The sequence below is a fragment of the Corallococcus sp. AB030 genome (assembly GCF_003668965.1).
GTDB lineage: Bacteria > Myxococcota > Myxococcia > Myxococcales > Myxococcaceae > Corallococcus > Corallococcus exiguus.
This window is the reverse complement of the sequence record NZ_RAWQ01000011.1, coordinates 66,265-86,999: the sequence shown is the minus strand read 5'-3', so window position 1 is coordinate 86,999 and position 20,735 is coordinate 66,265. Positions and strand designations below refer to the sequence as shown.

General features: G+C 69.1%; 15 protein-coding genes. 8 read left to right on the top strand and 7 right to left on the bottom strand.

Features of this window, described 5'->3' with window-relative positions; translation table 11 throughout:
* On the bottom strand, positions 1 to 1,541 hold a 1,541-nt coding region (locus D7Y15_RS04910; RefSeq protein WP_148712686.1), incomplete at its 3' end, for a ComEC/Rec2 family competence protein.
* A gap of 189 nt (positions 1,542 to 1,730) precedes the next feature.
* On the opposite strand from D7Y15_RS04910, the gene D7Y15_RS04905 reads away from it, so the two are divergent.
* Positions 1,731 to 2,225 (top strand): CarD family transcriptional regulator, encoded by a 495-nt coding sequence (locus D7Y15_RS04905; RefSeq protein WP_120533482.1) that lies wholly within the window; start codon positions 1,731 to 1,733, stop codon positions 2,223 to 2,225.
* Positions 2,226 to 2,346: 121 nt separating this feature from the next.
* Here the strand turns inward: D7Y15_RS04905 and D7Y15_RS04900 are convergent, their stop codons facing one another.
* The gene (locus D7Y15_RS04900) at positions 2,347 to 3,867 is read right to left on the bottom strand and encodes an FHA domain-containing protein (RefSeq protein WP_121751832.1); all 1,521 of its coding nucleotides are present in this window, start codon (positions 3,865 to 3,867) and stop codon (positions 2,347 to 2,349) included.
* A gap of 128 nt (positions 3,868 to 3,995) precedes the next feature.
* On the opposite strand from D7Y15_RS04900, the gene cysS reads away from it, so the two are divergent.
* The 7 genes from cysS (at position 3,996) to D7Y15_RS04865 (ending at position 14,048) form a co-directional block, all read left to right on the top strand.
* Positions 3,996 to 5,465: a cysteine--tRNA ligase gene (cysS, locus tag D7Y15_RS04895; protein WP_120580422.1), complete on the top strand. Its 1,470-nt coding sequence runs from the start codon at positions 3,996 to 3,998 to the stop codon at positions 5,463 to 5,465.
* 45 nt (positions 5,466 to 5,510) lie between these two features.
* Positions 5,511 to 7,196 (top strand): M28 family metallopeptidase, encoded by a 1,686-nt coding sequence (locus D7Y15_RS04890; protein ID WP_121751831.1) that lies wholly within the window; start codon positions 5,511 to 5,513, stop codon positions 7,194 to 7,196.
* 79 nt (positions 7,197 to 7,275) lie between these two features.
* Positions 7,276 to 9,441 (top strand): excinuclease ABC subunit UvrB, encoded by a 2,166-nt coding sequence (gene uvrB, locus D7Y15_RS04885; protein ID WP_199745880.1) that lies wholly within the window; start codon positions 7,276 to 7,278, stop codon positions 9,439 to 9,441.
* Positions 9,442 to 9,452: 11 nt separating this feature from the next.
* Positions 9,453 to 11,393 (top strand): excinuclease ABC subunit UvrC, encoded by a 1,941-nt coding sequence (gene uvrC / locus D7Y15_RS04880; RefSeq protein WP_121751829.1) that lies wholly within the window; start codon positions 9,453 to 9,455, stop codon positions 11,391 to 11,393.
* 138 nt (positions 11,394 to 11,531) lie between these two features.
* The gene (locus tag D7Y15_RS04875) at positions 11,532 to 12,050 is read left to right on the top strand and encodes a DUF507 family protein (protein WP_014398200.1); all 519 of its coding nucleotides are present in this window, start codon (positions 11,532 to 11,534) and stop codon (positions 12,048 to 12,050) included.
* A gap of 61 nt (positions 12,051 to 12,111) precedes the next feature.
* Positions 12,112 to 13,533: a hypothetical protein gene (locus D7Y15_RS04870; RefSeq protein WP_121751828.1), complete on the top strand. Its 1,422-nt coding sequence runs from the start codon at positions 12,112 to 12,114 to the stop codon at positions 13,531 to 13,533.
* Positions 13,534 to 13,697: 164 nt separating this feature from the next.
* The gene (locus tag D7Y15_RS04865) at positions 13,698 to 14,048 is read left to right on the top strand and encodes a hypothetical protein (RefSeq protein ID WP_120574916.1); all 351 of its coding nucleotides are present in this window, start codon (positions 13,698 to 13,700) and stop codon (positions 14,046 to 14,048) included.
* A 9-nt stretch (positions 14,049 to 14,057) separates the two neighbouring features.
* Here the strand turns inward: D7Y15_RS04865 and D7Y15_RS04860 are convergent, their stop codons facing one another.
* The 5 genes from D7Y15_RS04860 to D7Y15_RS04840 form a co-directional block, all read right to left on the bottom strand.
* Entirely contained in the window at positions 14,058 to 15,389 is a 1,332-nt protein-coding gene (locus D7Y15_RS04860; protein WP_121751827.1) for a di-heme oxidoredictase family protein, read from the bottom strand.
* 20 nt (positions 15,390 to 15,409) lie between these two features.
* Positions 15,410 to 16,489, bottom strand: coding sequence for an imelysin family protein (locus tag D7Y15_RS04855; RefSeq protein WP_121751826.1), 1,080 nt, complete (start codon positions 16,487 to 16,489; stop codon positions 15,410 to 15,412).
* 59 nt (positions 16,490 to 16,548) lie between these two features.
* On the bottom strand, positions 16,549 to 17,883 hold the full coding sequence (locus D7Y15_RS04850) for a hypothetical protein (RefSeq protein ID WP_233604825.1): 1,335 nt from the start codon (positions 17,881 to 17,883) through the stop codon (positions 16,549 to 16,551).
* 134 nt (positions 17,884 to 18,017) lie between these two features.
* Positions 18,018 to 18,998 (bottom strand): DUF3108 domain-containing protein, encoded by a 981-nt coding sequence (locus tag D7Y15_RS04845; RefSeq protein ID WP_121751825.1) that lies wholly within the window; start codon positions 18,996 to 18,998, stop codon positions 18,018 to 18,020.
* Between the two features lie 25 nt (positions 18,999 to 19,023).
* On the bottom strand, positions 19,024 to 20,709 hold the full coding sequence (locus D7Y15_RS04840) for a DUF4091 domain-containing protein (protein WP_121751824.1): 1,686 nt from the start codon (positions 20,707 to 20,709) through the stop codon (positions 19,024 to 19,026).
* Positions 20,710 to 20,735 lie beyond the last annotated feature (26 nt).

The following is a 20,735-nucleotide window of genomic DNA, read 5'->3' as shown; positions in this document are numbered from 1 at the left end:
GCCCAGGCGCCCAGCCCCACCGCGTACGCCCCGCCGAGCCACGGCCCCAGGCCCGGCACCTCCACCGCCGCGAAGGGCACGGCCGCGAAGACGCGCGTCAGCACGAGGAGGAGCTCCGACGCCCAGGCGCCTGCCCACAGCACCGGCGTCGCCACGACCGGCGCCACGACGAAGAGCGCCGCGCCGCCCGCCGCGAGCCCGGTGAGCACGCCACACAAGGGCAGGGCGACGATGTTGGACACGAGCCCCGCCAGGCTCACCCTTCCGAACGCCGCCGCCACCACGGGCAGACCCACGAGCGTTGCCGCGCCGCTCGCGCACAACGTCTGCGCCACGGTCTCCCGTGCCTGGGCGGCCCACCGTTTCATTCTCCGGGGCTCGGAAGGAGACGGCCGATCCAGGGGGAGGGCCTCGCGCAGCGCGGGCGACAGCAGCACCAGCCCCAGCACCGCGAGGAACGACAGCCGGAGCGACAGGTCCACGACACTGGAAGGCGTCCAGGCCACGAGCACCAGCGCCGCCAGCGACAAGCCATTCAGCCCATCCGCGCGCCGCCACAGCGACAGGCCCAGCAGCACCGCCGTGGCCATCACCGCCGAGCGCACCGCGGGCGCCTGGTTCCCCGTGAAGAGCACGTAGGCCCAGACGAAGGGCACCGCGGCCGGAGCCGCCCAGCGCCGTGCCTCCAGCGTCCGCCAGCGTCCACCCAGCCGCACCATCCCCAGCCTGAGCAGCGCGAGCGTCATCAGCGCGAGCGCCGCCACGTGAAGCCCACTGACGCTGAGCACATGCGCGAGCCCCGCCCGCGAGAACGCGTCCTCCCAGGAGGCATCCAGGTCCGCGCGCTGCCCGGCGGCCAGCGTGAGGAACAGCGCCGCCGCGTCCGCCGAGGGCGCGACCCCATGCACCGCCGTCGTCAGCCGTCCGCGCACGTCCTCCAGCGCGAGCCGCCACGAGGGGGCAGGGGAGAGCGCCAGCACGCGCCCCGGAACGAAGCCGCCCGTGAAGGCCACGCCCTGCCGCCGCCGCGCCGACGAGAAGTCCCGCTCGCCCGGATTCGAAGGAGGCGCATCCGGCGCGAGCCGCGCTTCCACCCGCACGCGCTGCCCGGGGTGCAATTCCAGACCCTCACCTCGTCCGGAAAGGCTGACGCGGAAGCGGGCGGCGGCCGGAGGCTCTGGAATCAGCCCCGCGCGGGCCACAGCGAGCCGCAGTCTCACGGCGCCATCGAAGCGCTCCACGCGCTCCAACTCGCCTTCAAGGACCGCGCTGCCGCCTTCTCTCAGGGAGGGAGGGAGGTCGACCCGGGCCTCCAGGGCGGAAAGCCCCGCGCCTGTCAGGGCCAGCGCGCCGAGCACCGCCAGATGTGCTCCAGGCAAGGGGCCGAGCGCCACGCCCAGCCCACCCAGGCAAAGCGCGCAGAGGAGAAATACCCCGGCGAAGCTCTCTGTTCCGGTTGCCCAGAGGGCGCCGAGCAAGAGGCTCAGCGCTGGAAAGAACAACGGACGCGTACCCAGGTCGCGCCACGAATAACGAACCAACACCCACCCCCACCCACCGCCCCGTCCGTCTCGCGGCGCTCACACCGAGCGACACCGCACACAAAACCGGACACCGTAGTGTGGCTGTCATCGGGTGGTCAAGGCGATTTCGTTGCCCGTGGATGTAGTTTGTGGTAGTAGTGGCGGGCGTGAAGGCCGGGGTCGAAGCTTTCTCCAAGGAGGCAGTTAGTGCAGACCAGCTTCAAGACTGGTGACAAGGCGGTTTATCCGGGCCAGGGCGTCGGTGAGGTGATGGGCATCGAGCACACCGAGGTCGCCGGGCAGCGCCAGTCGTTCTACGTGCTGCGCATCCTGGAGAACGGGATGCGGATCATGATCCCGATCAACAAGGTCGGATCGGTCGGCCTCCGGGAAATCATCAGCGAAGAGGACGTCAAGCAGGTCTATTCCATCCTCCGCGAGAAGGACATCTCCGTCGACTCCACCACGTGGAACCGCCGGTACCGCGAGTACATGGAGAAGATCAAGACGGGCTCCGTCTTCGAAATCGCCGAGGTGCTCCGCGACCTCTACCTGCTCAAGGGCGACAAGGACCTGTCGTTCGGCGAGCGCAAGATGCTCGATACGGCGCGCTCCCTGCTGATCAAGGAGCTGTCGCTGGCCAAGGACTGCACCGAGGAAGAGGTCGAGTCCGACCTGAAGAAGATCTTCAACCTCGCCTGAGTCCCCGCGTGACGCGAAGGCCCCAGTGGCTGTCGCGTTCGCACCCCGCGCCCCGGGTTCCCTCGATGGAATCCGGGGCGTCGTGTTTCTGGGGCCCGGCACGCGCCAGGCCCCGTGAGCCTCAAGGCGCCTGGGTGGCCAGTGCCGCCAGCTGTGAGTGGGCCTCGGCGTTGTCCGCGTCGTACTCGAGCGCGGCGGTGAAGGCCGCGCGGGCGTCGGCGAAGCGCTGGGCCTGAACGGCTTCCTGGCCCATGCGCACGTACAGCCCAACGAGCTGGCGGCGGAGGGCGACCCCCTGACGGCTCCAGCCCTGGGACAGCTCCTTGTCCGCCCGCACGGCGGCGCTGAGCGCATCGAGCGCCCGGGGACGGTCCTTCTGCGCCAGGGCGGTCCGGGCCGTGGCTTCGGCGGTCTGGAAGCGGGTGAGCTGTTGCACCAGGGGCGTGAGGTTCGCGCGCTTCGCCTGGGCCAACGCCCCGGCGACGTCATCAGATTCATAGCGAGCGAGGATGTCCGCGCGCTGGCGCTCGTCCGGAGGCCCCGCCTGTTCGGTCGAGGGCAGGGATTTCCGTCCGGACGCGGCAGCGACCTGGCCCGCGCTCGAAGAGAGCGTATGGGGTTCGCCCGCCTTCGCGGCCCCCGAGCCCTTCGCGACCTCCTGGGCGCTCGGAGCGGCGTTCCTCGATGTCGCCCCGGTGCTCGGATGCAGGCCGCGCGCGATGTCCGAGGCACTCGGAGACACCTGGCCCGATTGAGCCCTTCGCGAGATGTCCGAAGCGCTGAGGTCCTTCGCCGCTCCCAGGCTCCCGTGATTGGCATCCTTCGCGGGCGTCGCCGCCTCGATCTCCTGGGCTTCCTTCGCGGGCGCCGCTGGAGTCCTGGGGGGCTGAGCGGGCGCACCTTCCTCCGGAGCCCGCGCGGGATTCCGGTCCGCCGTACGCACGGCCACCACGCTGATCAACGCCGCGACCGCGGAGCCCACGACCGCCGCGGCCACCGCCACAGCGACCCCATTCCGCCGGCGCTTCGCCATGCGAGGCAGCAGCGGATCGAACGCCGTCCGGCTCACCGTCGGCCCGGCCCCTGAGCCGCGCAGCCGCAAGGTCGCGTTGCCCAGGCTCAGCTCGTCCCCAGGCTTGATCTCCACCTCGCCCTTGATGCGCAGGCGGTTGACGAAGGTGCCGTTCTGGCTGCCCAGGTCGCGCACCATGAAGACATTGCCCCGCCGGGTCAGCTGGGCATGGCGCCGGCTGATGGACGCATGCTGGAGCCGCAGGTCCGACGTGGAGGACCGCCCCAGCGTGATGGAGCCCTGGCGCAGGGGCACGAGCTGCCCGGCACCCGGCCCGCGCTCCACGTACACGAACGCGGGCGTCAGGCCCGGATCCGAGTACTCCTTCGCCCAGTCATACCGGGGAGACAGCTCGCGGTCCGACCGGGCGCGCTCGCCCGGGCCTCGCCGCTTCGCCTTCCGGGGGCCTGCCGGATACTGGGGCACGCGCTGCGGGCGAGGATCATCCGCCTGAAGGGGGGCCACCTCGTCGTCGTCGAACGGGAGCTCCTCCGACGGGTCATCCGACGACGCCTGCTGCCCCGGAGGGCGGGGAGGGCGCGGCGGACGCTTCGGATTCGGCGGAGCCATGCGGCGATTCTCCCTATCCGACGCTTCCAACGCCAAGTGCTGGCCTGTGTGGGACCCGGGATCCTAGAGTGTGTATCGCGTTGCGCAAGTGCCGCGCCCGCCCTGTTCCCAAAGGAGGACCCTCCACCGTGGCCCCCTCATCCATCCGGCTCTTCAACACGATGTCCATGCAGAAGGAGCCGCTGGAGCCGCTCGTGCCCGGCGAAGTGAAGGTCTACGTCTGTGGGCCTACGGTCTACAGCTACATTCATATCGGGAATGCACGCACCTTCACGTCGTTCGACGTGGTGGTCCGATACCTGCGCTACCGGGGCTTCAAGGTGACGTACGTGCGCAACTACACGGACGTCGACGACAAGATCATCAAGGCCGCGCACGAGACGGGCGAGGCGCCCGTGGACCTGGCCTCGCGCTTCGTGGAGGCCTTCCGCGAGGACGCCCGCGCGCTGCACCTGCGCGAACCGGACGTGTCCCCGCGCGTGAGCGAGACCATCCCGGAGATCGTCGCCATCATCCAGACGCTCGTGGACAAGGGCTACGCCTACGAGGCGAAGGGCGACGTGTACTTCGCCGTCGACAAGGACGAGGACTACGCGAAGCTGTCCAAGCGCCACCTGGACGACCTGTGCCAGGGCGAGCGCGTGCATCCCGGCGACCTCAAGCGCCAGCCGCTGGATTTCGCGCTGTGGAAGACGGCGAAGCCCGGTGAGCCGTCGTGGGACAGCCCCTGGGGCAAGGGCCGTCCGGGCTGGCACATCGAGTGCTCCGCGATGAGCGAGAAGTTCCTGGGCCGCACGTTCGACATCCACGGCGGGGCGTTGGACCTCATCTTCCCTCACCACGAGAACGAGATCGCCCAGAGCGAGTCCGCCACCGGCCAGACGATGGCGAAGTACTGGATGCACTGCGGCTTCCTGGACCTGGAAGGCGCGAAGATGTCCAAGTCGCTGGGCAACGTGGTGCGCCTGCGCGACGCGCTCGCCAAGGTGGACGCGGAGGCCCTGCGCTTCTTCTTCCTCTCCACGCACTACCGCCACCCGCTCAACTTCGGGGAGAAGGCGCTCCAGGACGCGGAAGGGCGCATGGAGTACTTCTACGAAACGCTGCGCAAGGTGGACGAGCGCGTGGCGGGCAAGGACTTCGGCAAGGGCCCGCTGCACGGCGACCCCGCGCGCTTCCTCACGGAGTTCGAGTCCGCCATGGACGACGACTTCAACACCGCGAGCGCGCTGGGCGCGCTGTCCGGGCTCTTCGGCTTCATGAACGAGCTCACCGACAAGCCGCCCGTGAAGGACAAGCCGCTGGTGGGCCGCACGCTCCAGGCGCTGCGCGAGCAGGTGCGCGAAACGTCCCGCGTCCTGGGCGTCTTCGAGGACGACCCGGGCGAGTGGCTCCTGCGCCGTCGCGACCGCGCGGTGCGTGAGCGCGGCATCGACGTGGCGGAGGTGGAGCGGCTGCTCTCCGAGCGGACCGCCGCGCGCGCCGCGAAGGACTTCGCGAAGGCGGACGAGGTGCGAGGCGCCCTCAAGACCCTGGGCGTGGACATCATGGACACGCCTGCCGGGACCTCCTGGAAGGTGGCGGCGCCCGCCTCCTGAAAACCCGCTGGGGGGCGCCCGTGCGGCCATGCTACGCACGGGCCCATGAGGCTCCTCCCCGCGCTGTTCGTCTCGCTGTGCTCCCTGGGCTCGGTGCCCGTCCTGGCGGCGGGCGCGCCCTCTGTCACGCCGCAGGAGAAGACGGCCGAACAGGCCATCACGGCGGACCTCCTGCGCGCGCACGTGCGCTTCCTCGCGAGCGACCTGCTGGAAGGCCGCGGCCCCGGCACGCGCGGCGACGCGCTGGCGCAGGAGTACATCGCCACGCAGTTCGAGGGCCTGGGCCTCAAGCCGGGCGCGGAGGACGGCAGCTACCTCCAGCGCTTCGACCTGATGGGCATCCACAGCCGCCCGGGCCCCATGACCTTCCAGGCGAAGGAGGGCCGCGTGGAGCTCCAGCCGCGCGAGGACTTCATCGCCGTGTCCGGCGTGCAGGCCCCGGAGGCGAAGCTGGACGCGTCCGAGCTGGTGTTCGTGGGCTACGGCATCGTCGCGCCGGAGTACCAGTGGGACGACTTCAAGGGCGCGGACCTGAAGGGCAAGACGCTGGTCATCCTCAACAATGATCCGGAGGACGACCCGCGCCTCTTCGGCGGCAAGGCGCGCCTCTGGTACGGCCGCTGGGACTACAAATACGAGCAGGCGGCGAAGACGGGCGCGGCGGGCGCCATCATCATCCACACCACGCCCAGCGCGGGCTATCCGTGGCAGGTGGTGCGCACGTCGTGGACCGGAGAGCAGTTCGAACTGCCCGCGGGCGACGGGCCCCGCCTCCAGGTGAAGGCCTGGACGACCGAGGACGCCACGAAGCAGGTGATGAAGCTCGCGGGGCAGGACCTGGACGCGCTGCGCGCCTCCGCGCAGAAGCGCGACTTCCGCCCGGTGCCGCTGGGCGTGACGCTGTCCCTGCGCCTGTCCAACGAGGTGCGCCGCCGGCCCACCGCGAACGTGCTGGGCCTGCTCCCTGGCAGCGACCCCACGCTGGCGAAGGAAGTGGTGCTCTACAGCGCGCACCATGATCACCTGGGCAAGAAGGACGACGGCAAGCCCGGTGAGGACGTCATCTACAACGGCGCCCTGGACAACGCGGCCGGCGTCGCCTCGATGCTGTCCGTGGCCCGCGCCTTCACCTCGCTGCCCACGCCGCCGCGCCGCTCCATCCTCTTCGCCGCGGTGGCCGCGGAGGAGTACGGCCTGCTGGGCTCCGCGTACCTCGCGGCGCATCCTCCCGTGCCCTCGGGCCGCATCGCCGCGAACATCAACGTGGACGGCGGCAACGTGCTGGGCCGCACGCGCGACATCACCGTCATCGGCCTGGGCAAGTCCTCCCTGGACACCTTCGTCACCGCGATGGCGAAGACGCAGGGCCGCACGGTGAAGGCGGATCAGCTCTCCGACCGCGGGTTCTTCTACCGCTCGGATCAATTCAACTTCGCGCGGCATGGCATCCCCGCCGCCTACTTCGGCAGCGGCATGGACTTCATTGGCCGGCCGGAGGGCTGGGGCAAGGCGCAGCGCGGCCAGTGGGAGGCGAAGCACTACCACCAGCCCTCCGACGAGGTCCGCCCGGAGTGGGACCTGTCCGGCGCCGTGGAGGACACCCGGCTGTTCTTCCTCGTGGGCGCCCAGGTGGCGAAGGCCCAGCGGATGCCCGTGTGGAACAAGGGGGACGAGTTCGAGGCCGCTCGCCTGAAGTCCCTGGAGGCACTGAAGGCCCCGGCCGTGAAGTAGGCGGGCGCCCCGTCCTTTGTCGGACGGACGTGCACGAAGGTTCAGTACACAAGCAGCGGGGATGTTAGATCTGTCCCCTATGCCGGAGTTCGAACTCGTCAGTGAGCACAAGCCAGAAGGCGACCAGCCCAGGGCCATCGGGGAGCTGACCGAGGGCCTGCTTCGCGGCGACCGCTACCAGACCCTCCTGGGCGTCACCGGCTCGGGAAAGACGTTCACGATGGCGAACCTCATCGCCAACGTGCAGCGGCCCGCGCTGGTCATCGCGCACAACAAGACGCTGGCGGCGCAGCTGTACGGCGAGTTCAAGTCGCTCTTCCCCAGCAACGCCGTCGAGTACTTCGTCTCGTACTACGACTACTACCAGCCCGAGGCCTACGTCCCGTCGACGGACACCTTCATCGAGAAGGACTCGTCCATCAACGACAACATCGAACGGATGCGCCACTCGGCGACGCACAGCCTGCGCACCCGCAGCGACGTCATCATCGTGGCCAGCGTGTCCTGCATCTACGGCCTGGGCGCCGCGCGCAGCTACGTGGACCTGGCCATCCGCGCCAGCGTGGGCGAGGACATGGGCCGCGACGGCTTCATGCGCAAGCTGGTGGAGGCCCAGTACGAGCGCAACGACCTGGACTTCCACCGCGGCACCTTCCGCGCCCGCGGCGACACCGTGGAGGTGTTCCCCGCCTACGAGGAAGAGCGCGCCGTGCGCGTCAGCTTCTTCGGCGACGAGGTGGAGCGCATCACCGAGTTCGACCCGCTGCGCGGCCAGACCCTGGGCCAGCTGGAGAAGATCGTCATCTTCCCCGCCAGCCACTACGTCGCGGGCCCCGAAGCGCGGCAGAACGCCATGCGCACCATCCGCGACGAGCTTGCCGAACAGCTCCAGAAGTTCAAGGCGGAGGGCAAGCTGCTGGAGGCGCAGCGGCTGGAGCAGCGCACCATGTTCGACCTGGAGATGATCGAACAGGTCGGCTACTGCAACGGCATCGAGAACTACTCGCGCCACTTCACCGGGCGCGCGCCGGGTGAGTCGGCCCCGTGCCTCATCGACTACTTCCCTCGCGACCTGCTGGTGCTCATCGACGAGAGCCACCAGACGGTGTCCCAGATTGGCGCCATGTACCGCGGCGACCGCGCCCGCAAGGAGACGCTGGTCAACTTCGGCTTCCGCATGCCCAGCGCGCTGGACAACCGGCCGCTGAAGTTCGTCGAGTTCGAGGAGATGGTCCCCCAGGCCGTCTTCGTCTCCGCGACCCCCGCCGAGTACGAGCTGCAGAAGTCCAAGGGCGTGGTGGTGGAGCAGATCATCCGCCCCACCGGCCTCACCGACCCGGAGGTGGAGACGCGCCCCGCCGGCAACCAGGTGGACGACCTGCTGGAAGAGGTCCGCGTGCGCGTGTCGCGCAAGGAGCGCGTGCTGGTGACGACGCTCACCAAGCGCATGGCGGAGGACCTCACCGAGTACTACAGCGACGTGGGCGTGAAGGTCCGCTACCTGCACTCGGACATCGACGCCATCCAGCGCATGGCCATCATCCGCGACCTGCGCCGGGGCGAGTTCGACGTGCTCGTGGGCATCAACCTGCTGCGTGAGGGCCTGGACATCCCGGAGGTGTCGCTCGTGGCCATCCTGGACGCCGACAAGGAAGGCTTCCTGCGCAGCCACGTGTCGCTCATCCAGACCATTGGCCGTGCGGCGCGCAACGTGAACGGGCGCGTCATCATGTATTCGGACCAGATGACCGACTCCATGAAGCGCGCCATGGAGGAGACCGCGCGCCGCCGCGACATCCAGCGCGCGTACAACCTGGAGCACGGCATCACGCCGCGGTCCGTGAAGAGCAACATCACCGACTTCACGGAGAACATCCCGGACTACGACGCGGGCGCGGGCGCGCTGCCCATGGCGGCCGAAGGCGAGAACGACCTGCTGGAGCCCAAGGAGATCCAGCGCCTCATCAAGGAGTTCAGCGCCGACATGCTCAAGGCCGCGGACGAGATGCAGTTCGAGAAGGCCGCCGAGTTCCGCGACCGCGTCCAGCTGCTCAAGGACATGGACCTGGGGCTCAAGCCCGCTTCTCGCTCGCTCTTGCGCGCGCCGCCCAAGGCGGTGGACCAGCCCGGCACCACGCCCAAGAAGGGGCGGGGACGCGGACGTCCGTCCTCGTCGGGTGGCAGTTCTTCTGGCGCGTCCGGGGCGTCCAAGCCCTCGGCCCGTTCGCGGTCACGCAAGAACTAGCGAGGCCCGCCATGGACATCCGGCTGCAGGAGAAGCTGGACGCGCTGCCCACCGAGCCCGGCGTGTACCTGATGAAGGACAAGCGCGGGACCATCATCTACGTGGGCAAGGCCATCAACCTGCGCAGCCGCGTGCGCAGCTACTTCAACCGCTCCGGCGACACCCGCGTCTTCGTGTCCCTGCTGGACACGATGCTGGGCGACCTGGAGACGGTGCTCGTCCACAACGAGAAGGAGGCACTGCTTCTTGAAAACGAGCTGATCAAGAAGCACAAGCCGCGCTTCAACGTCCTGCTCAAGGACGACAAGCAGTTCATCTCCCTGCGCCTGGACCGCAGCCAGTCGTTCCCCCGGCTGGAGGTGGTGCGCAAGTACGAAAAGGACGGCGCGCGCTACTTCGGGCCGTACTCCAGCGCGGGTGCCATCCGCGAAACGCTGCGCCTCATCAACCGCTTCTTCCGCCTGCGCACCTGCACGGACCACGTGCTCGCCAACCGCAAGCGGCCGTGCCTGCTGCATCAAATCGGACGGTGTCCGGCCCCATGCGTCTACCCGGTGCCCCCGGAGGACTACCGCAAGAGCGTGGACGAGGTGGCCATGTTCCTGGAGGGCAAGGCCGGGCAGCTCATCGAAGGGCTGCGCGCGCGGATGAAGCGCGCGTCCATGGAGCTGAAGTTCGAGGAGGCCGCGCGGGTGCGTGACCAGCTGCTCGCCATCGAGCGCAGCCTGGAGCGCCAGAAGGTGGCCACCACGGACTTCAAGGACCAGGACGTGTTCGCCCTGTTCCGCGAGGGCGACCGCATCCTGTTCTACGTGCTGCACGTGCGGCAGGGCCGGCTCAACGGCGGCCAGGCCTTCCCCTTCGGCAGCCAGGAGTTCCCGGACGACGAGCTGCTCGCCTCGTTCGTGAACCTCTACTACGACCAGGGCGGCTTCGTGCCGGAGGAGATCCTGCTGCCCCTGGAGCCCGGTGACGGCACCGACGGCCTGGAGGCCCTGCTCACGGAGCGCAAGGGCGAGCGCGTGCGCGTCTTCGTCCCCAAGCGCGGGGAGAAGCATGAGCTGGTGAACATGGCGGTGAAGAACGCGGAGCAGGCGTTCGTGGAGCGCAAGCGCACCAAGGACGAAACGGACACAGTCCTGTCCCGGCTCCAGTCCAAGCTGGGCCTGCGCAACTTCCCGCGTCGCATGGAGTGCTTCGACATCTCCCACTTCCAGAGTTCTTCCATCGTGGCCTCACAGGTGGCCGTGACGGACGGGGAGACGGACAAGTCGCGCTACCGCAAATACAAGATCAAATCGGTGGAGAAGCAGGACGACTTCGCCAGCATGTACGAGGTCATCACCCGCCGGCTCAAGCGCGGCCTGGAGGACAACGAACTGCCGGACCTGCTCGTCATCGACGGCGGCAAGGGTCAGCTCGCCAGCGCGCACGCGGCCATGAAGGACCTGGGTGTGGAGGGCGTGGACGTGGTGGGCCTGGCCAAGAGCCGCGATCAAGAAGTTTTTGACCGGGACGCGGAGAGCGCGAAGAGTCCCGAGCGCGTCTTCGTCCTGGGTCGCAAGGATCCCATCGTCCTGCCGCAGAATTCAGCGGAAATGTTCATGCTCACGCGCATGCGGGATGAGGCGCACCGCTTCGCCATCACCTTCCAGGGCAAATCCATGCGCAAGAGTTCCTTGCGTTCCGCGCTGGAGGACATCCCCGGCGTGGGGGAAGGCCGGCGGAAGATGTTGCTGCGCCACTTCGGTTCTCTCAAGCGGGTGGGCGAGGCCAGCATCGAGGAGCTGACCGAGGTCGTGGGCCCGGCGATGGCCGAGCGCGTCCACGCGGGTCTGCATGGCGACCCCGAGGACGACACCGAGGACCCGGTGCGCGAGGCGTCCCTGGATGACGCTTCCGAACCCGTGCACGAAAAAGCGGATGGAGGGTCGCCACCCGGTGCGGCATGATTAAGTTCCGCTTCGGACGCCGGGGGGACTGGCCGCTGGAACCCGCGACGTTCCTAGGGTTTTTCATTGCGACCATGCTCCGCGCTGATTTATAGCGGTTGAAGATCCGAGCACGTTTGAAGAGGACGAGGGACCGACATGAGGCTGTATCCGAAGGTGATCCCGATCATCTCGCGCGAGGCCATTCAGCAGCTCATGCAGGACGGGGACATCGAGGTGGAGCCGATGCGCGTGGCCGACGCCGAGATGGATCTCTCCGCCATCATGCGCGAGTACCTCGCCAACGAAGAGCGTGTGAACCAGGCGACGCGCGAGGCCCTGGAGCGTCGGGGATATGACTACTCCAAGTTCAACCAGGTGAAGCGCGAGATGGCGGACGTGCGCGGCTTCAAGATGGGGGACGAGGGCATCGAGTACGTCATCAACCAGATGATTGAGTTCCTCCTCATCAGCCGGAACGTCGAGGAGGTCTACTCCCCCGACAACGTGCTGCGTCAGAAGATGTTCCAGGGCATGAAGAAGCACCTGGACGTCGACGACGAGATCGACCGGGAGGCCCGCTCGCGGCTGAAGCACCTGCAGGAAGGCACGAGCGCCTTCGACATCGAGTACAACAAGACGGTCGAGCAGATCCGCCGCGCCCGCGGTCTGATTTAGTCCCGGGGCGTGCCACGGCCCGCTCCGCTGCCTACCTTCAAGTTCAAGGGAGGCAGCGTCGATGGCGGGTTCAATCACGAGCATCTTGCTGTCCGGTGTCCTGGCGGCGGCGCCAGGGAGCGACGGGTTCACGTTCGAGGGCCGGGAGGCCAGCGCGAGGACCGAGCGGCCGGACGGTTACTTCTTCGAAGGTCCCCTACCGTTCAACGACTTGACCGAGCGGGGCACGGGGCAGGCCTCGTTCTCCGTGAGGGATCGGGTCGGCATGCCGAACGCGACCTTCGGCGACAAGGCGCAGCTCTCCGCGAGCCTGCGCGTGGGTGGCACCGAGTACCGCGTGGAGCTGACGCAGACGGGCTTCCCGCCGGTGCAGTCGATGTCGCCGGTGCCCGCCGGGCCGCTCCCCCCTCCGCCGCCGCACCTCATCGAGGGCGGGGTGCTGATGGGCACGCCCATCTACGGCGAAACAGGCATTGGCTGGCGCGCCACGACGCGCGCGCACGCGGCGATGGCCGTCTGGGGCATTGGCAGCGTGTGGCGCAACGGGACGCTGCTGACGGACTCGGCGCTGGTGCACGCGGCGGCGTTGGACGCGGGCACGTTCTCGGATGACGACACGACGCGGCTGTTGCGCGAAGCGCGGCCTGGGGACACGGAGCTGGTGGTGGTGGTGTGGAACCTGCCGCCGCAGGCGGAGCCGCGCGGGTTCATCCAGTTCCTGTTCGACAACGTGTCCATCGAAGTGGAGGGGACGCGGGTGCCGTCGCTGGCGGTGGTGCCCACGACAGGGGAGATGCCCTCGTCGCTCGCGACGCTGACGCCGGTGGCGCCCACGGCGTTCCCGGCGGCGGTGGCGCCCATGTCCGCGCCACGCTTCGCGCAGGGCACGGGCGGCAGCGGCACGGTGGGGACGACGGGTGTCGCGACCACGGCGGGGCCGGGGACCGGCGCGGTGATTCCGGAGGTGGGCGCGGCGGGGACGACGACGGTCATCCTGCCTTCGGCGCCCGCACTGCCTTCGGAAGCGCCTTCGACGTACAGCGGGTCGTTCGCGCCCTCGGCGCCCACCAATCCGCCCTCGGTGGTGTCGGGAGTTACGCCGGGCTCCGCGGCCCCGGTGGGGCAGGGGACGTTCGCCACGCCGCCGACAGTGGCGGGCGTGTCCGTGGGGGGCTTCACCGCGCCGCAGATGTCCGCGCCGGACTTCAACAACTTCGTGGGCACCAGCCAGGTGAGCCCGGGCATCCTCGCCACGGTTCCACCGCTGTCGCAGTCCGCCAGCACGCCGGCGTCGCCCATCCTGGGCACGCCCGCGCCGCTCAACACCGGAACGCCCGGGCCGCTCCTGGGGACGCCCGCGCCGCTCAATTCCTCGCCGAGCATCGCGTTGCCGGCCACCCCGTCCCCGGCCAACGCCGCGCCCGCCACGGCTCCCGCGGCGGCCCCGGCACCGGCGGGTGGTGCCGCGGGGCCCGCGCCCTGAGGGAGTGTCGCGACGCCGCCGTGACCTGCCCGCCCGATGCGATTCAAACCTGTCCGACAGTCGGACAGGTTCGCGAGCCGCGCCTCTGACGGGGCCGCGTTTCGCACCGGCGGGCAGGGGGTGGGAAAATTGACCGGGCGCTACGGACCTGTAGCGTCCTGAGCATGCCCCCTCCCGTGGCAGCCCTCGCCACCCCCGCGATGTTGCGCCGTACCGACCCCGTTCGCGGGGCCGTGGAGCGCCTGGCCCGGACGCTGCCCGTGCGCGAGGACGCCACCGTCCTGCTGGACTTCGTGGAGGACGACCTCCGCGAGGGCCTGGATGCCCTGGGCGACGTGCAGGCGCACTTCTACGATCTGCTCCTGGCCCTCCACCGCGAGACGCTCACGCCGGTCGCCCTGATGAACGCGGGCGAGAACCTGCACGTGCTCCAGCGCCTGGAGGACCTGAACGAGGTGGTGACGCAGCTGCGCCGCCGCTTGTCGCAGGCCGCCGGGATGATCCGCAACGGCTGAAGCCGGGCGCTACATCGACTGGAGGAAGCGCACCAGCGCGTCCCGGTCGCTGGCGGACAGGTTGCGGAACCCCTCCCGCGCCCGCTCCGCCTCACCACCGTGCCACAGCACGGCCTCTTCCAACGTCCGGGCCCGCCCGTCGTGCAGGTAGCCCGAGTACGGAAGAATCGTCTGTGTCAGTCCCAGGCCCCACAGGGGCGCAGTGCGCCACTCGGTGCCGGTGGCGTCCCCATCCGGCCGCCCGTCCGCCAGGTCCGCGCCCATGTCGTGCAGCAGCAGGTCCGTGTACGGGTGGATGCGCTGATGCGACAGCTCCGCTACCGGGTGCTCCCCGGTCTCCAGCGTGTCGCGGTGGCACTTCACGCAGCCCAGGTCCTTGAACTTCGTCTCGCCGCGCTTCACCGCCGCGTTGTCCAGCGCCGTGCGCGCCGGCACCCCGAGCGACTGCGCGTAGAACACCGCTGAGTCCAGCGTCTTCATGGGCAGCTCGAAGCCGCCCCCCGCGTCCGGGAAGAGGGGATTCGTAATCCCCATGTCGTTGAAATAGGCCTCCGCTGACTGCTGCCGCAGGTTGGGGCTGTTCGCCTTCCACCCGAAGCGCCCCGGCACCAGCGCGAGCGCCTGCACGTCCCACACGGTGTTCAGCCGGCCGGAAATCCCGTCGCCGTTCGCATCCGTGGGGTCTTCCAGCGCCCGCAGCGTGGCCAAGTCCACCGCTTCCAGCAGTCCCAGTCCCACCACCGGCGGCGGCAGGCGCAGCGACGTGAGCATTCCCGCGGACGGGGACGAACCGTCCGGCATCACGATGGTGATGCGCGGCGAGCGCAGGCCATAGGCCGTCCCGTCCGCGTACTTCCCCGCGCGCTCCTCCCACGCGAGCGTCACGGTGGCCTCCGGCGACGCGCCGTAGACGGCCTGGTCTTGAATCTGGAGCCCCAGCCCGGGCACCGGCACCGAGCCGTTCGGGTGCTCTGGCGTGCCGTCCGGAAGGCTCACGCGCACCAGCAATTGCGTGCGCGTCGGTCCGCCCCCCATCACCGGCATGCCCCGCCCGTTGCGCAGGTGACAGCCATTGCAGGAGGCGTTGTTGTACGCGGGCCCCAACCCCGGGTTCACCGGGGCGGGGCCGGGCACGAAGACGGCCGCGAAGGCGGCGTCGCCCTCGCGGTGAAGCGCTTCATGCTCCGTGGTGAGGTTGGGGGCGGGCTGCGCGAACGCTCGCGACGTGCGGTCGTCGATGGTCGTGTCGCCCCCCGCGCGTGGCGAAGCCCCAGGGGCTTCGGCTTCCGTGCCGCAGCCCGCGAGCCACAGCAGCAGTCCGAGTCCCAGCGTCTGTCGCATTGCGTTCCCCCGCTCCCACATCAGGGAAGGATGATAGCCTTCACGTCCACCTGGAAGGTGTCGTGCAGCTTGCGGATGGCGGCCTGCGCACCCTCGATTTCATCCGCGGAGGCCGGGTCCTTGATGGACACCGGGAACGGCTCCGGCACCTTGCCCAGCGCCGCGATGGCCGCCGCGATCTCCGCCTTCACGCGCGTGTCCAGCGCCGCGTCGCGCTCCTTCACCACGTCCGACATGGACAGGCCCTTCTGCGCGGTCTCCGGGCGGTGGCCCAGGTAGACGTTCTCCACGCTGCGCATGTTGTTGGTGAAGTCAGACAGCGAGTTGAGCGCGAACTGGCTCTCCACCAGGTTCGCGTCCTTCGCGTCGTACGGGTCGGCGATCTTCCCGTTGGCCACCTCGTCCAGGATGACCAGGATGCCGCCCAGCATCTCCTGCGCGCCCGCCTCCACCGTGGGGTACGCCGTGTTGCCAGACCCACCCGCGGTGGCCAGCGTGTCGCGGTACGGCGCCTGGCCGTTCACGCCGGTCGCCCAGGACGCCGCCAGGTTGCCGGACACCGTCTTCAGCTCCGCCGTCAGCGCGAGCAGGTACTCGAACTGGCGCGCGTTGAACTCCTCCGGCTTCTTCACCTGGCCCTCGCCGAAGAGCAGGTACTCCGTCGTGTGGAAGCCCTTCTGCGTCTCCTGCAGGTTGCTCACGTACTGCTGGGACAGCGTGTCGTTGTTGCCGAGCACCGCGTCCAGGTCCGTGCGGTTCACCGGCCAGCTGTCCATCGCCGGGTCCCACCCGTTGCTGTCCACCGGCCCGAACAGGAAGGACTCGCTCTGCTCCCACGGCACTCGCGCGGCGAACCACGCGTCCTGTGCCCCCTTCAACGTCGTCGTGCTCGGGGCGTTCCTCAGCGCCTGCGCCGCCGCGTCCAGCTCAATCATGCGCGTGGCGAGCAGGTTGTACGTGGGCACCACCACGTTGTCGGCGAAGTTCACGACGAGCTGCTGATCCAACGACTCCAGGTTGGTGTCGTCGTCATCGCCACAGGCGCCCAGCAGGAGCGCTCCGCCCACGAGCAGGGAGAGTTTCAGGGAACGGGAGGACATGGGGTGTACCTTCAATGCCTTTCTTTGCGACAGCGTTTGAGACAGTCGGGGATGGCGGATCAGTAGACGAAGCCCGTCGACATCCGGAGCGCGTTCTCAGGCCGGAAGACGGAGCTGCCCATGCGCCGCTGGCTGAAGTCGAGCTTCAGCACGGCGAGCCCCGCGAGCGTGTAGCTGGTGCCCACCGTGTAGACGGTGCGCTCGAAGCGGGGGGGGTCGAACAGCTCGGCGCGGGGCTTGAACTGCGAATCCATGTAGTCGATGCGGACGTAGGGCTCCAACCGGTGGTTCCCGTCGAGCCCCAGCCAGGGCGCGATGTCGTAGCCCAGCTCGCCCCACGCGGAGAGCGCGTTGTCGGACACCGGCGTGCGCAGCACGTTGAGCAGGTTGGACAGACGCGCGTTGCGCGCGGACACCGCCGCGGCGTTGCCCAGGTGGCCGTACATCACCATCGCGTGCGCGCGCCACCGGTTGCGATTCACCGACAGGTGCACGTCCGCGATGAACAGGGGCGCGCTGATGTATCCGCACGGCGCCACCATGTTGGGGTTCGCGTCGTCGCACTGCTTCACCAGGTCCGGCTTGGGCCGGTTGCGCGTGGTGCCGCCGTAGTACGCGGACACGCCGAAGTTGAAGCCCTCGAAGCGCCGCACGTCCGCGCGCAGCACCCCCGCCAGGTCCGACGCGCGCACCAGCTCGAAGCGCTGCTGCAGGCCCGTGGCCACCCACGTATTCGAATTGAAGCCCGTGGAGTCCAGCCCGTTCACCACCTGCCCGGTGAGCCGCACGCCCCAGGGCGTGTCCCATCGCAGCTGCATCCCCATGTCGTTCCACGTGTTGGGGATGATGCGCGTCTCCGCCTCGGAGCGGATGGTGGCCAGGTAGGACGTGGGCAGGTAGTCCGCGAAGAGCGTGCCCACCGCGACGTAGAAGCGGCCCACGGACAGCTCCACGTCCCGGCCCAGCTTCTTCGTCAGGTACAGCTCCTCCACCAGCGCTTCACCGGCCTTCTCCACGTCGGTGTCGAACTCACCGAACTCCTCGTACTCCAGCTCCATCGCCGCGCCCGCGCCGCCGTGCTCGAACTCCACCTCGAACTCGGCCTCGAGCCCGTACTCCGGCAGCCCCGCTTCCAGCTCCAGCACCAGGCGCGTCGTGTCGAACACGAGCCGCGAGTCCTTCTGCGAGCCGTTCGCCCGGTTCTGGTTCTCGCCGTAGTTGAAGTACGCGAACTGGAGGTCCGCGTACGCGTTCACGGACAGGTCCAGCTTCGGCTTGCTGCCTACCGTCAGGACGCGCTCCTTCTCGTTCTCACCGACGCGGCCTTCGTCGGCGCGGGCCGCGGAAGGCATCAGGAACAGGGGGGCGCACAGCAAACTCAGGAGGGGGTGCAAGTGTTGGGGACGCATCGAGCGGCGCGCACCCTACGCTCGGATTTTTGATTTTGCAGACCATTCTCAACTTTGAGGCAATGAAAAGCCCGCGCTCCATGCGGGAGGCGGGCCTGGGGCGGGGGCTCAACCCCGCGTCACCACTTGAGATCTTCCTTGCCCTGCGCCTCCAGGGGTTTTTCACCGGGGCGCTTCACGCCGGTCAGCGTCAGACGCACCGCGCCCAGGTCGATGGCGCCCACGGCGGCCAGGGGGAGGCGGCGGTCGTCGTCGGAAATCCACACGTGGATGTCGCGCGTCTGCGACGGCCGGTCGATGCGCACGGCGGTGCCGGCCAGGTGCCAGGCGTCGAACTCGCCCAGGGGCAGCGACACGTGCTCGCGCTCCACCACGGTGGCCGTCATGCGCCACATGCGGCGGATGCCGTACACGTCGAAGCACACCGGCATGTCCTTCTTCAGGGGCAGCTGGCGGATGAGGTAGATGGCGCCCGCGACGTCCAGGCCGTCCTTGTCGTAGGCGTAGTCGAAGTGGCCCTTGGGGCGATCCCCAATCTGGTAGTCCACCTTGACGCTCTTGTCCTGCGCGCTGAAGTCCACGTTCACCTTGCGGCGCTGCTCGTTCTCCACGGCCTCCTCGGTGTAGCGCGAGGGGCGCAGCGTCTTGGGGTGCAGGTAGCTGGTCGCGCTGCCGCGCACGCGGCGCACCTTGGAGAACAGCGTGTTCGTCTGAGCCTCCACCAACACCGGCAGCGAGCCGTTGGCGGGGCGCTGCACGCGCATGGTGAGCTTGCCCGCCTTCGCGCCCATGGCGTCCATGTCGAACTCGAGCAGCTCCCCCGGCTTGAAGGCCAGCGGGGAGCGCAGCACGGGCAGGCCCTGCTCACACGGCTTCACCGCGACCACGGGCTCGTCCGGGGCCGGGGTGGAGGACGCGTCGCCGGTGTTCTCCGCGGTCGCCGCGGGCTTCGCCGGGTCGGAGGGGTCCGTCACCGTCGGGAGCCTGGAGGGACTCAGGATGTTGATGGGACGGGGCTGGGCCTCCTGGGCCTGTCCCGGGATGGCGCCAAGGGCGCTGAAGGCGAGGCAGGCCGCGACGAGGGTGCGCATGGGCTTCATTCTGCTTCCTCCCAGGGGGGAGTGACTACGGGGTTCCCCCGGAAGTCCGACGTCCGGAGCGCTTCGCTTGTTCAGCCGATTTCCGCTTCACGATGCGCTCGGTCACTTCCTTGCGCACCGCTTCCCATTCCGCCGGGTCCCGCGTGATTTCGTACCCGGACTTCGCCAGCCGCTTCGCCGCCGCCTTGGCGAAGGCTCCGTCGCCCAGGGAGGTGAGCAGGCGCAGGTATTCGTAGTCCTCCAGGCCGTCACGGATGTGTTTCAGCCGCAGGGAGACCACGGGTTGATGCTGCGTACCCCCCAGCTTCGCGGGCGTGCCCGGGTAGAAGAGGGTGCCGTCGCCGTTGCCGCCGAACTCGAAGAGGTCCGCCCAGACATCCTTCTTCGTGTTGTAGGCGAAGACGGTGTCGAAATAGAGCTCGCCGTCCACGCCGCTTTCGAAGGCCAGAGGGCCCATGGCGCGGTTGAGCGGGGCAGGGTGGTCCACCATGTACGAGGCCCAATCGCTGTACGCCTTGTCCAGCGCCCTGTCCGGCGGCGGGCCGCCCGTGCAACCATGGGCCATACAGCTCTGGTACCACCACACCTTCGCGCGCGAGCTCAGCTTCGTGCGAGCGGTCGAGGCGTTGGCCACGTTGTGGCACGTCTGCGGGCCTTCGCGCGGATAGAAGCAGTTGATGATGGGCGTGAGGATGTCCACGGAGCCCATGAGCGCGGGATTCAGCGACGTGGTGACGAGCACCGGGATGTCCCCCCCCGCGTCGCGCACGCGCCTGGACTGCGCCTTCACCAGCGGGAAGTCCGCGGGCTTGGGTTCGTCCTTGGCGTAGAAGAAGAGCTGCGCCTTCCAGCCCTTGTCCTCGAAGTGCTTCTGGAAGGCGCGGTAGTACGCGCTCTTCTCCGCGTCCGTGGAGGCCTTGCGGTTGTCACGCACGTCCGCCGTGGTGAAGCGCGCGCCGGAGGGCAGCACGCTTCCGTCCAGGAAGGGTCCCATCTCCGCGTCGTACGCGGTCCAGTCCAGCACCGCGCGGCCGTCCTGGAACTTCACCGGCGGCGGGTCCATGCCCATGCCGTGCGCGCTCACGCGGTGCTCCAGCAGCGCCTTGCCGTACTCGCGCAGGAGCGCCTTCGCCTCCGGAGACTCCGCCGGGATGCCGTGCCCCTTCGCGATGCTGTACAGCGAGATGCCGAAGCTGTTGGGCAGCGACGACGTCGCGGGCAGTTCGAAGGGCTGCACCTCCACGCGGAAGGGAACGGCCGGCAGCTCCTTTCCATCCACCGCCGCGCTCAGGCTCCCCGCATAGGTGCCAGGGGCCTGCTTCGCCGGAACGCAGACCTCCACGTAGACGACCGTCGGATGTCTGGGATTGGCGGGCGCCGACAGGGGCACCAGCGCGTCGGGCCACGGGCCCGTCTTGCCCTCGCCGTTGGAGGGCGTCTTCACGTCCAGGTAGGCCTCGCGCCACGCGTCCACGGTGAGCGGCGCGCCTGGCCCCTTGAGGGCCAGGGGCTTCATCGTCACGCGCGTCACGCCCTGGGGGAGCACCAGCTGCGTGCCCTCGCATTCACCCCGGGCGGCGCTGAGGCGGGCCTCCTTCGCGCCCTTCGGCGTCGCGTCCGGCCGCACCTTCACCAGCGGCGACACCACCTGCACTCCGCCCGGCGCGGCGGAAAGCGCCGCCGCCACTGCCCATGCCCAACCCACGCCCATGCCCCCTGCCTTCCCCTGGTTGGCGG